Genomic DNA, 12,012 nt, shown 5'->3' with positions numbered 1-12,012 from the left:
AAGAATTATCAGATAAGTGAACGGATAAGACGATACAAACGTTTGGATGTGAGACTGTGAAGGCTGTTTTACGTTACATATTAATGATCCTCACCATATACGCCGCCATCCTTTTATATCAAATTCAACTGGGGGCCATTCCTTTTTTCCTGCTGTCTTTCTATTTATTCTATGAAGCCTTCCGGGTGATCAGGAACGGTCGGAGACAAGAAAAATGGGGGAATGGAAGACCCTCTTGAAACCAGATGTGAAAAAAATGCGAGAAAAACCAGATAGGTATAGCATAAAGTGTTTCATATTGTTTATAATGATGAATATGGTTAAAATTGATAATGGAGAATTTTTGCCCTTTTTTACTCTACTTAGTAGAGTGTGAAATAGAGAAAGGAAGTGCGTAAAGTGAGTCTTAAGCAATTATCCAAAGAAGAATTGCGTCAAACATCATTCATTGAGCTGGCACATGAAATTTTAGTAGAGAAGAAGCAAGCAATGGCATTTGAAGAGGTAGTAAAGGAAATCAAAGGTTTGCTTGAAATCTCTGATGACGAAGTACGTAATCGATTGCTTCAATTTTATACAGATTTGAATATTGACGGACGTTTCATTGCCATGGGTGATAATCGTTGGGGATTACGAGAGTGGTACCCGGTTGATCAAATCGAGGAAGAAACGGTACCAACGATGAAATCCAGCAAAAAGAAAAAAGCCAAGAAGAAGGACGAAGATCTGGATCTGGATGATTTCGATGATCTGGACGATGAAGATCTGGATTATGATGATCTTGATGATGCAGACGATGATGATGACCTCACAGATGATGACGATGATATCGATGTAGACGATGCAGATGAAGATCTGGATATCGATGAAGATGATGATGATGACCTTGAAATCGATGAATTCGACGATGTCGATGATGAAGAGGACGAGGACTTAGATGAAGAAGAGGAAGAAAAGTAATTTCTTCTGATCCTTATGCCCCCATTAGGCTTTAGGCCTTCCGGGGGCTTTTTTGACACTTAAAATGATTGAAAATTCGATCCTTATTCTATGCTTGACTTCTTTCGTCTAGGAAGGTAGTATTTTATTTGGGCTCCCTAAAAAGGGACGAATAACGTATATCACGCTCCCCTTACATGATTGTAAGCGGGGCGTTTTTTGTTTTTATAAGAAGAATGCTTTGACGTGAACGGGCGTATCTATCTTTTAAAGACCCCTTACATCATTATGTATCTTAATAATTAAGAGGCTGTCTTTTGGCTGGTTGATACATGAATTTATTTTAGAAGAATGGACTGGTCCTTCTTTGAACAAGATAATTCATGACATGACTACATAAGAGACACCCTCTACTTTTTTTGAACCAAACTTACTTTGAAGGGGGACATATACATGACTAAGTATATCTTCGTAACAGGCGGCGTAGTGTCGTCACTAGGGAAAGGGATCACAGCAGCGTCCCTTGGCAGACTATTGAAAAATCGTGGAGTGAGTGTCACGATCCAGAAATTCGATCCATACATCAACGTGGATCCGGGGACGATGAGCCCTTATCAACACGGTGAAGTATTCGTAACCGATGACGGTGCGGAAACGGATCTTGACTTAGGTCACTACGAGCGTTTCGTTGATATCAACCTGACGAAATACAGCTCTGTCACAACAGGTAAAATCTATTCGACTGTATTGAAAAAAGAACGCCGCGGGGATTATCTTGGTGGAACCGTGCAGGTTATCCCGCACATCACGAACGAAATCAAAGAGCGCGTATACCGTGCCGGCCGCGAAACGAATTCTGATGTCGTCATCACGGAAATCGGAGGAACGGTTGGGGATATCGAATCTCTGCCATTCCTGGAAGCGATCCGCCAAATCAAGAGTGATGTCGGCCGTGACAACGTGATGTACATTCACTGTACGCTTGTTCCTTACATCAAAGCAGCCGGTGAAATGAAAACAAAACCGACTCAGCACAGCGTAAAAGAACTTCGCAGTCTTGGAATCCAGCCAAACGTCATCGTCGTTCGTACAGAAATGCCAATGACCCAAGACATGAAGGACAAAATCGCGTTATTCTGCGATATCGATAAAAATGCAGTAATCGAAGCAATGGACGCAGATACATTATACTCTGTGCCACTGGCTCTTCAGGACCAGAAGCTTGATGAAATCACATGTCAGCACCTGAAGCTCGACTGCCACGAAGCAGACATGACAGAGTGGAATGAACTGGTAGACCGCGTGAAAAACCTTTCCCGTAAAACGACGATTGCCCTTGTCGGGAAATATGTTGAACTGCAGGATGCCTATATTTCTGTCGTGGAAGCCCTTCGTCATGCAGGGTACCATTTCGACAGCGACATCGAAGTAAGATGGTTGAACTCTGAGCTTGTCGACAATGAAAACGTAGCGGAGAAGTTGGCCGATGTAGACGGGATCCTTGTACCAGGAGGCTTCGGTGACCGCGGTGTGGAAGGAAAGATTTCTGCGACGCAATATGCCCGTGAAAACAAGATCCCATTCCTTGGAATCTGCCTTGGTATGCAACTAGCTTCTGTTGAATACGCACGTAACGTTCTTGGTCTTGAAGGAGCTCACTCTGCTGAATTGAATCCTGAAACGCCATATCCGGTCATCGATCTATTACCGGAACAAAAGGACATCGAAGATCTTGGTGGAACCCTTCGTCTTGGATTATATCCATGTAAGCTGACAAAAGGTTCAAAAGCCTATACAGCCTACGATGGAGAAGTGGTATACGAACGTCACCGTCACCGCTTCGAATTCAACAATCACTATCGTGAGCAAATGGAAAAAGCTGGCTTCATCTTCTCAGGCACAAGCCCGGATGGCCGTCTAGTGGAAATCATCGAGCTGAGCGACCACCCATGGTTCGTTGCATCCCAATTCCACCCTGAGTTCACATCACGCCCGACACGTCCACAGCCTCTATTCAGAGACTTCGTGGAAGCGTCACTTGCGTATGGTGAGAAATAATAGATTGGTTAGGAAAAGCCCTCCCGGATCGGGAGGGCTTTTTTGTTTTATCGACCTTCGTGAGGGATTTATCAACCTTTATTTCGATTTATCGACCCTTATACGGTTTTATCAACCGTTCTTTCATTTTATCGACCCTATTTTCACGATATCAACCGTTCTTCTTTTTCCGACAAATTTCGCAGACTAAAGCCTCCCATCAAAAAAGCACGCCCACGAAAGCCTCCCACAAAAAAAGCCCCTCCTATACAGAGAAAGGGCCAACACACTCTACTCCTCATACTCCTCCAGCATCTCACGAATCACAAACCCCAGCGCGAAATATAAATAGAGAGCAGCCATGCTCGAAGGGAAGCTCACACGCTCACCGATTTCATCTCCTGGAAGCATTCCTTTGATCACTTTTGTATCCAGGTGAACGTCGGCCTCGTCCAAGAGATTGACTTCTCCCTCGATCACTCCGGACACCGCTACAAATGGTATCCCATCTGCCGTCAGCTTCTTCCCAAAGCGAACCGCATCCTCATCCGTTGAGAAGCGTGTGACGACCAAAACCCGATCCGCCTCTGTCAATTCAATAGAAGGATCATATCGTTTGGCAGAAGGAAGGGGTTCTGCACCAAACAAAGCCTCTGCCGTCACAGCTTCCATTTCCCCATATGATTGAATATAGATGTTCCCCTGACCGATCGCAGCCTGGGCAAGCAGGCGCGCTCCGTCCTCGATTTCAAATTCCTGTTTATTATAAATCCGTTTGAACAGTCCCGTTAACTGTGTAGTGAACATTTTGATCATAAAGTTCAATCTCCTTCTCAAATTCATCTTCGACATTTTTCTTCATAACGCTTATTATAAAGGGAAAAAGGTCTCAAGCAAAATCTTGAGAAGAAGCAGGATTTTTTACAAAAAAAGAGAATAAGTAATAAATATACAATGACGCCAGAATACATAATCTACTATATAGTGAAGGGGACTGGGATATATGAATGAGAAAATTCTGATTGTGGACGATCAATTTGGTATACGAATACTATTAAATGAAGTGTTGCAAAAAGAAGGGTACCAAACATTTCAAGCGGCGAATGGGATTCAGGCTCTTGAAATCGTAGATAATCACTCCCCTGATTTAGTACTGCTTGACATGAAAATTCCTGGAATGGATGGAATTGAAATCCTGAAGCGGATGAAGCAGAAAGATGCCGATATCCGTGTCATTATCATGACGGCATATGGAGAGCTTGATATGATTCAGGAGGCAAAGGACTTGGGAGCGCTTACTCATTTTGCGAAGCCTTTTGATATTGACGATATAAGAAAAGCCGTCAAGCAATATATTCCAGCTTGATGCTTTTGTGTGAATAGTGAAAATAGTAGTATTTTTAACATTTCGCCTCTTCAGTTGGTAAAATCAATTCTGTTTTGGTATGATACAAGTGAAATTGTAAACAATGTCACAAGGTGCTATAAATAACACCACCATTTCTACTAAAATGGTTCACTGACTGAATAAAAGGAGGAAATAACTATGCCTTTAGTTTCAATGAAAGACATGCTTATTCAAGCAAAAGAAAAAAGCTATGCAGTAGGTCAATTCAACCTGAATAACCTTGAGTTCACTCAAGCGATCCTGCAAGCGGCAGAAGAAGAAAAATCACCTGTCATCCTTGGTGTATCTGAAGGTGCTGCCCGTTACATGAGCGGCTTCAAAACAGTGGTGAAAATGGTTGAAGGTCTTATGGAAGACTTAAACATCACCGTTCCTGTTGCGATCCACTTAGACCACGGTTCAAGCTATGATAAATGTAAAGAAGCAATCGATGCAGGATTCACATCTGTTATGATCGACGCTTCTCACGGTCCTTTCGAAGAGAACATCGAAATCACTTCTAAAGTGGTTGAGTATGCACACTCTAAAGGTGTTTCTGTCGAAGCTGAACTTGGAACAGTTGGTGGACAAGAAGATGACGTAGTAGCTGACGGCGTTATTTATGCAGATCCTAAAGAGTGTCAAGAGCTGGTTGAACGTACTGGCATCGATACACTTGCACCTGCACTTGGTTCTGTCCATGGTCCTTACAAAGGTGAACCGAACCTAGGATTCAAAGAAATGGAAGAAATCGGAGCGGCTACTGGAGTACCTCTAGTACTTCACGGCGGAACTGGAATCCCGACTAAAGATATCCAAAAAGCAATTTCTTACGGAACAGCTAAAATCAACGTAAACACTGAAAACCAAATTGCTTCTGCTAAAGCGGTACGCGAAGTGCTTGCAGCTGACACAGAAGTATATGATCCACGTAAATACATGGGGCCGGCTCGTGAAGCGATCAAAGCGACAGTTGCTGGTAAAATGCGCGAATTCGGTTCTTCTAACCAGGCGTAATCTTCAGGTAATGTTTGGAAAAGGCATCTTACATAGATTAGATCCTGTCCAATCGTGGTAAATAAAATGATGTAGTAGGATGGGACTGGCACCAGGAGAGGGTTGATACCTTGTTGGGTCAGTCCTTTCCGTTCATTAAAGATGATTGAAAATTTTGTCGAAAAGGGGTATAAATGAATGAAATTTTTCATAGACACAGCTAACATGAATGAAATCAAGGAAGCATTCTCATGGGGTATTGTATCTGGAGTGACAACGAATCCGTCCCTTGTGGCGAAAGAAAAAGACGTAACGTTTGAAGATCGTTTGAAAGAAATCACGGATCTGGTCCCTGGTTCTGTAAGCGCTGAAGTCATTGCAACAGATGCAGAAGGCATGATCAAAGAAGGAAGGGAGCTCGCGAAAATCGCTCCTAATATTACCGTGAAGCTGCCAATGACGCCAGACGGCCTGAAGGCGACCTCTACTTTTGCTAAAGAAGGGATCAAGACAAATGTCACGCTGATTTTCAGTGCGAATCAAGCGCTGTTAGCGGCTCGTGCTGGAGCGACGTACGTTTCGCCTTTTTTAGGAAGATTAGATGATATCGGTCATGATGGTCTTGAGCTAGTATCCAAGATTGCTGAAATCTTTGCCATTCACGGTCTGGAAACAGAAATCATCGCGGCTTCGACCCGTCATCCACAGCATATTACGGAAGCGGCTTTAAGAGGGGCTCACATCGCAACCGTCCCGCTTAAAGTATTAAAACAATTATTCCAGCATCCATTAACGGATAAAGGAATTGACGCGTTCCTGAATGATTGGAACAACCGCTAATCTTAGGTCAATCGGTCTAAAGGAAAAAAATTCGATTCTCCTATACATGTTTTGACGAATTATGTATACACTAGTAGACAATGCTTCTTAGAACGTCTTCTATTGGAAAAATAATCCTTTTTGTTCATGGTGCCATCTTGAACAGTGGAAGGGAGATTAATATGGAAAAGCTAAAAATTGCAGGAGGTTATCCGCTAGAAGGAACCATTAAAGTCAGTGGGGCCAAAAATAGTGCGGTAGCCTTGATCCCGGCAACCATCCTTGCAGATTCTCCGGTTACGATCGAAGGATTACCGGACATCTCTGATGTGAGAACGCTGAAGGATCTCTTAGAAGAGATCGGCGGTTCTGTCTCATTGGAAGATGGGGATATGAGAGTCGATCCTAGTCAAATGGTGTCCATGCCTTTACCAAGCGGGAAGGTGAAAAAGCTTCGTGCTTCCTACTATTTGATGGGTGCGATGCTCGGACGATTTAAAAAAGCGGTCATCGGTTTACCAGGTGGATGTCACCTAGGGCCACGTCCGATCGACCAGCATATCAAAGGCTTCGAAGCTCTTGGAGCGGAAGTCACCAATGAACAAGGTGCGATTTATTTGCGTGCCGACGAATTAAAGGGTGCCCGCATTTATCTGGATGTCGTCAGTGTCGGCGCAACGATCAACATCATGCTTGCTGCGGTCCGCGCAAAGGGCAGAACGATCATTGAAAATGCGGCGAAAGAACCTGAAATCATCGATGTCGCGACTTTATTAAGTAATATGGGTGCGAAGATCAAGGGAGCCGGTACCGATGTGATCCGGATTGATGGGGTGGACGAGCTTCACGGCTGCCGTCATACCATCATCCCAGACCGTATTGAAGCGGGAACCTTTATGATCCTTGCTGCTGCAGTCGGAAAAGGTGTACTTGTCGACAATGTCATCCCATTACATATGGAATCGGTCATTGCCAAACTCCGTGAAATGGGAGTCCCAGTTGAAACAAACGACGACCAGATCTTTATCGGCAGAGCGGATAAGCTCAAATCCGTTGATGTGAAAACACTGGTATATCCAGGTTTCCCGACGGATCTTCAGCAGCCGTTCACCACGTTACTCAATCGTGCAGAAGGGTCTGCCGTTGTAACAGATACCATCTACTCAGCCCGTTTCAAGCATATTGATGAGCTGAGAAGAATGAACGCCACAATCAAAGTCGAAGGACGCTCTGCCATCGTCAACGGTCCTGTTCAATTACAGGGGGCCAAAGTGAAGGCAAGTGACCTCCGCGCAGGAGCAGCTCTTGTCATTGCCGGCTTAATGGCCGAGGGCATCACAGAAGTGACCGGACTCGAGCATATCGACCGCGGTTACAGTGATCTCGTTTCGAAACTTGAGGGTCTCGGCGCAACGATTTGGCGTGAAAAGATGACTGTTGAGGAAATGGAGCAGATGAAGTCATAGGTTTACATTATTTCCAGTAATTTTCTTGCCAAACAAACGATTATGTCCTACTTTTTTCGAAAAATAGTCTTTCTAACGGTTTCAATGTGTTACAATAAATCTGTAAATATGTTATACAATTTAAGATTATTGTAAAACTAAAGGGAACACGGGAGGCTATATACATGGAAAGAAGTTTATCAATGGAGCTAGTTCGAGTAACAGAAGGGGCCGCGCTTGCATCGGCCCGCTGGATGGGTCGCGGGAAGAAGGATGAAGCGGATGACGCTGCAACTTCCGCTATGCGCGACGTATTCGATACTGTACCGATGAAGGGAACGGTCGTCATCGGTGAAGGGGAAATGGATGAAGCTCCAATGTTATATATTGGTGAGAAACTTGGGACAGGCTACGGCCCGCGTGTCGATGTAGCTGTCGATCCGCTTGAAGGAACAAATATCGTTGCTTCCGGAGGCTGGAATGCACTGGCGGTACTCGCTGTGGCAGACCACGGAAATCTGCTGAATGCACCCGATATGTATATGGATAAGATTGCTGTTGGACCGGAAGCGGTTGGGGAAATCGACATCAACGCTTCTGTCATCGACAACCTGAAAGCTGTTGCGAAAGCGAAGAACAAGGACATTGAAGATGTGGTAGCGACAGTCTTGAATCGTCCGCGTCATGAACACATCATCCAACAGCTGAGAGAAGCTGGCGCTCGTATCAAACTGATCAATGATGGGGACGTGGCAGGGGCCATGAACACAGCGTTCGATCATACGGGTGTCGATATCCTGTTCGGATCCGGCGGAGCTCCTGAGGGAGTACTGGCTGCCGTTGCCTTGAAATGCCTAGGCGGAGAAATTCAAGGGAAGCTTCTGCCGCAAAACGATGCGGAACTCGAGCGTTGTATCAGCATGGGACTTGATGTGGACAAGATTCTTCGGATGGAAGACCTTGTGTGTGGTGACGATGCTATCTTTGCCGCAACAGGTGTAACAGACGGGGAACTCCTAAGAGGTGTACAGCTTAAAGGAGCATACGGTCTGACACATTCTGTCGTCATGCGCGCGAAGTCCGGTACAGTCCGATTCATTGACGGACGCCACAGCCTTCAGAAAAAGCCAAACCTTGTCATGAAATAATAGACTTTAGGGATTCAGAGAGAGAAACCAACTCTTCTTATATAAGAGAACAGGATGGGCAGAACATCTGCCCGTCCACACTCTTATCACTCACTTTTTTTCTTCATAGGTGAAAAAATGCTGCCTATCTACCAAATCTACCTTCCTTTTTCTACCCAGTTATTGATTCTTGTTGAAAAGTATGGTTACAATAGATAAGGTTTTTATCTTCAGTGTTTTTTCTTTATAGTTATGCTTCAACTTATTTCTTCATTTTTAGAAAAATCTACCCTTTTTGCCTCTTTTGCTAAATAAAATATTTTTAGTGAAAGAGTAAATATCAAAGTTGATTGAAGCGGAAGGTGCTCGTCTCCTGCGGGAAACGCGGGAAAGTTGAGACCCCACAGGGCAGCGCCCGAGGAGGCTCAACTCACGCCCCGCGGAAAGCGAGCACCTGGAGCGGAAATCAACAACTACTCTCTTTGAAAATAAACTAAATTATTTTCTTTTGGTAGGACAAATTAATAAAGCGTGGTGTCATAATGGAAGAACTAACAATTTCTAGCTTAGAAAATATGAAGCTGAAAGAGCTTTACGAGCTAGCCAAACAATACAAAGTTTCTTATTATAGTAAATTAACAAAAAAAGAATTGATTTTCGCTATTCTTAAAGTTCGTGCAGAACAAGAAGGCTTCTTCTTCATGGAAGGCGTTCTTGAAATCATTCAATCAGAAGGATTTGGTTTCCTACGACCAATCAACTATTCTCCAAGCTCTGAGGATATTTATATTTCGGCATCACAGATCCGCCGTTTTGACCTTCGTAACGGTGATAAAGTGTCGGGTAAAGTACGTCCTCCGAAAGAAAATGAACGTTATTTCGGATTGCTGCATGTTGAAATGGTGAACGGGGAAGAACCTGATTCTGCGAAAGAACGTGTGCATTTTCCAGGATTGACGCCTCTATACCCTGACCGTCAAATGAAGCTTGAAACAACGCCTAATAAAATTTCCACACGCGTCATGGATCTCATCGCACCGGTCGGCTTTGGACAACGTGGGTTGATCGTAGCCCCACCTAAAGCAGGTAAGACGATGCTGATTAAAGAAATCGCGAATTCGATCACAACCAATCATCCAGAAGCGGAACTGATCATTCTTCTGATCGATGAGCGTCCAGAGGAAGTAACCGATATCGAACGATCGGTAGAAGCAGAAGTTGTCAGCTCGACATTCGATGAAGTGCCGGAAAACCACATCAAAGTGGCGGAACTCGTTCTGGAGCGCGCCATGCGTCTGGTTGAGCACAAGCGTGACGTCATCATCCTTATGGACAGCATCACTCGTTTGGCTCGTGCGTATAACCTGGTTATCCCGCCAAGTGGGCGAACTCTTTCCGGTGGTATCGATCCTGCCGCATTCCACCGTCCGAAACGATTCTTCGGGGCTGCCCGTAACATTGAAGAGGGCGGAAGCTTGACGGTCCTTGCCACAGCACTTGTGGACACGGGATCTCGTATGGACGATGTCATCTATGAAGAATTCAAAGGAACCGGAAACCTTGAGCTTCACCTTGACCGTTCTCTTGCAGAGCGCCGCATTTTCCCGGCCATCGACATCCGTCGTTCCGGAACGCGTCGTGAAGAGCTTCTGATCAAGCCGGATCATCTTGAAAAATTATGGGCGATCAGAAAAGCCATGTCCGATCAGCCTGATTTCGCTGAGAAGCTGATGCGAAAGCTGAAGCAATCGAAGACGAATGAAGAGTTTTTCAACGTGTTGACAGAAGAGTCCAAGAAGCGTTAATCTAGTAATCGACCGATTTTTCAAGATAAGGGGTGACTGGAATTTCCAATTTTCCATGTTGCAAAAAATCCTTGTCCTTGTTATAATAGTGTCAATGTGTTTTTAAAAATTGGATGTGGTAAGGGGCTGGCTATTACTCTCATGCTTATGCTCATATCACATATATCTTCGTAATAAATTACTCTGTTTCAGATGATTCAGGGCGGAAGGAGATGAAAGAGAATGAAATCAGCAATTCATCCAAAGTACAACATGATCAAAGTTAGCTGTGCTTGCGGTAACGAATTCGAAACTGGTTCTGTAGCAGAAGAAATGCGCGTTGAGGTATGTTCTGAATGCCATCCATTCTACACAGGCCGTCAGAAATTCGCTGATGCAGGTGGACGTGTTGACCGTTTCAACAAAAAATACGGTCTTAAAAATCAACAACAATAATGAAGAGTCAGAAGGCCGCATCCAACTCCTTTGTGCGTAGGTGCGGATTCTTCTCTTCTATTAGAAAAACAGGCAAGGATCTTCATGCTTGCCTGTTTTTTATTACGTTTAAAGCAAATGGTCGATGAAATAGAGGCAGTTCCAATTGAGCTGTGCCTCTTTTTTTCTGCCAAATTCCTGAATTTCAAGCATTATTCCCGTACATAAAGGAATGCTTTATAGTAAGTAGTAGTCCGTTTTTACTAACAGCCAGGCTGTTTTTTTATAGAACAAAGGGTAAGGAAGGAGAGGCGCTTTCGTGTATGTCATGAAACAAACGGGTTGGGTAGAAGTCATTTGCGGCAGCATGTTCTCAGGGAAATCCGAGGAACTGATCCGCCGGGTACGACGCACTCAATTTGCTAAACAAGAAATTGCTGTGTATAAGCCAAAATTAGATAATCGCTATAGTGATGAGTCGGTTGTATCTCATAATGGTACCTCTGTCATCGCCAAAGCAGTAGAGGATTCCAGCGTGATCCTTGATGATCTGAATCCAGAGGTGGATGTCGTTGCGATCGATGAGGTGCAGTTCTTTGATGAAGGCATCGTCAACGTCGTACAAAAATTAGCAAACAGCGGATATCGCGTCATCCTAGCAGGTCTTGATCAGGATTTCCGTGGAGAACCATTCGGACCGATGCCGGATTTGATGTCCATTGCAGAGCAAGTGACAAAGCTTCAAGCCGTTTGTGCCATCTGCGGCTCTCCGGCAAGCCGGACTCAGCGCCTGATCAATGGTGAACCGGCATGTTACGATGATCCCGTCATTCTCGTCGGGGCATCCGAAGCTTACGAGCCAAGATGCCGTCATCACCATGAAGTGCCGACCGGGATGAGTGTTACGCCGGATATGGTGAAGGAAGTTTAAATTTTTGTAAACAAAGTCCTTAGTTGGGGCTTTGTTTTTTTGTATATATAGAGATTATTCGACAAAACGGTTGAATTATTTTGAAACGGGATTAATTATTCAGAATGAAGGT

The 12,012-nt window shown here is 44.3% G+C and carries 11 protein-coding genes; 10 read left to right on the top strand and 1 reads right to left on the bottom strand.

The annotated features are described in order from the left end of the window. Positions 1–399 precede the first annotated feature (399 nt). Both rpoE and ACIGG7_RS18165 read left to right on the top strand, forming a co-directional pair. Positions 400–960 carry a DNA-directed RNA polymerase subunit delta gene (rpoE, locus tag ACIGG7_RS18170; RefSeq protein WP_397550558.1) on the top strand — a complete coding sequence of 187 codons (561 nt, stop codon included), beginning with the start codon at positions 400–402 and terminating at the stop codon, positions 958–960. A gap of 432 nt (positions 961–1,392) precedes the next feature. Next, positions 1,393–2,997, top strand: a complete 1,605-nt coding sequence (locus tag ACIGG7_RS18165) for a CTP synthase (protein WP_224944013.1) — start codon at positions 1,393–1,395, stop codon at positions 2,995–2,997. A gap of 270 nt (positions 2,998–3,267) precedes the next feature. Here the strand turns inward: ACIGG7_RS18165 and ACIGG7_RS18160 are convergent, their stop codons facing one another. After that, positions 3,268–3,792 (bottom strand): DUF2529 domain-containing protein, encoded by a 525-nt coding sequence (locus ACIGG7_RS18160; protein WP_397550557.1) that lies wholly within the window; start codon positions 3,790–3,792, stop codon positions 3,268–3,270. A 187-nt stretch (positions 3,793–3,979) separates the two neighbouring features. Here ACIGG7_RS18160 and ACIGG7_RS18155 point away from each other — a divergent pair, with 187 nt between their 5' ends. The 8 genes from ACIGG7_RS18155 to ACIGG7_RS18120 all read left to right on the top strand — a co-directional run bounded on the left by ACIGG7_RS18155 (position 3,980) and on the right by ACIGG7_RS18120 (position 11,900). Further along, a complete protein-coding gene (locus tag ACIGG7_RS18155) occupies positions 3,980–4,342 on the top strand; it encodes a response regulator (protein WP_206858194.1) in 363 nt (120 codons plus the stop codon). A gap of 180 nt (positions 4,343–4,522) precedes the next feature. Further along, positions 4,523–5,380: a class IIb fructose-bisphosphate aldolase FdaB gene (gene fdaB / locus ACIGG7_RS18150; protein ID WP_098351487.1), complete on the top strand. Its 858-nt coding sequence runs from the start codon at positions 4,523–4,525 to the stop codon at positions 5,378–5,380. Positions 5,381–5,557: 177 nt separating this feature from the next. Next, positions 5,558–6,199, top strand: coding sequence for a fructose-6-phosphate aldolase (fsa, locus tag ACIGG7_RS18145; RefSeq protein ID WP_224944009.1), 642 nt, complete (start codon positions 5,558–5,560; stop codon positions 6,197–6,199). Positions 6,200–6,360: 161 nt separating this feature from the next. Beyond that, on the top strand, positions 6,361–7,644 hold the full coding sequence (locus ACIGG7_RS18140) for a UDP-N-acetylglucosamine 1-carboxyvinyltransferase (RefSeq protein ID WP_224944007.1): 1,284 nt from the start codon (positions 6,361–6,363) through the stop codon (positions 7,642–7,644). Between the two features lie 164 nt (positions 7,645–7,808). Then, positions 7,809–8,771, top strand: coding sequence for a class II fructose-bisphosphatase (glpX, locus tag ACIGG7_RS18135; protein WP_397550556.1), 963 nt, complete (start codon positions 7,809–7,811; stop codon positions 8,769–8,771). A gap of 521 nt (positions 8,772–9,292) precedes the next feature. Next, positions 9,293–10,555, top strand: a complete 1,263-nt coding sequence (gene rho / locus ACIGG7_RS18130; RefSeq protein WP_224943995.1) for a transcription termination factor Rho — start codon at positions 9,293–9,295, stop codon at positions 10,553–10,555. 222 nt (positions 10,556–10,777) lie between these two features. Beyond that, a complete protein-coding gene (rpmE, locus tag ACIGG7_RS18125) occupies positions 10,778–10,990 on the top strand; it encodes a 50S ribosomal protein L31 (protein ID WP_224943993.1) in 213 nt (70 codons plus the stop codon). 298 nt (positions 10,991–11,288) lie between these two features. Next, positions 11,289–11,900 carry a thymidine kinase gene (locus tag ACIGG7_RS18120; protein ID WP_397550555.1) on the top strand — a complete coding sequence of 204 codons (612 nt, stop codon included), beginning with the start codon at positions 11,289–11,291 and terminating at the stop codon, positions 11,898–11,900. Positions 11,901–12,012 lie beyond the last annotated feature (112 nt).

It is taken from the genome of Rossellomorea sp. NPDC077527 (genome assembly GCF_044542955.1).
Lineage (GTDB): Bacteria > Bacillota > Bacilli > Bacillales > Bacillaceae_B > Rossellomorea > Rossellomorea aquimaris_E.
The sequence above is the reverse complement of the archived record's forward strand: the minus strand, read 5'-3'. Positions and strand labels throughout refer to the sequence as shown.

Excerpts from the sequence above, each read along its gene's own strand:
- ACIGG7_RS18165 (WP_224944013.1), top strand. The coding sequence starts at position 1,393 with ATGACTAAGTATATCTTCGTAACAGGCGGCGTAGTGTCGTCACTAGGG.
- ACIGG7_RS18160 (WP_397550557.1), bottom strand. The coding sequence starts at position 3,792 with ATGATCAAAATGTTCACTACACAGTTAACGGGACTGTTCAAACGGATT.
- ACIGG7_RS18155 (WP_206858194.1), top strand. The coding sequence starts at position 3,980 with ATGAATGAGAAAATTCTGATTGTGGACGATCAATTTGGTATACGAATA.
- fdaB (WP_098351487.1), top strand. The coding sequence starts at position 4,523 with ATGCCTTTAGTTTCAATGAAAGACATGCTTATTCAAGCAAAAGAAAAA.
- fsa (WP_224944009.1), top strand. The coding sequence starts at position 5,558 with ATGAAATTTTTCATAGACACAGCTAACATGAATGAAATCAAGGAAGCA.
- ACIGG7_RS18140 (WP_224944007.1), top strand. The coding sequence starts at position 6,361 with ATGGAAAAGCTAAAAATTGCAGGAGGTTATCCGCTAGAAGGAACCATT.
- glpX (WP_397550556.1), top strand. The coding sequence starts at position 7,809 with ATGGAAAGAAGTTTATCAATGGAGCTAGTTCGAGTAACAGAAGGGGCC.
- rho (WP_224943995.1), top strand. The coding sequence starts at position 9,293 with ATGGAAGAACTAACAATTTCTAGCTTAGAAAATATGAAGCTGAAAGAG.
- rpmE (WP_224943993.1), top strand. The coding sequence starts at position 10,778 with ATGAAATCAGCAATTCATCCAAAGTACAACATGATCAAAGTTAGCTGT.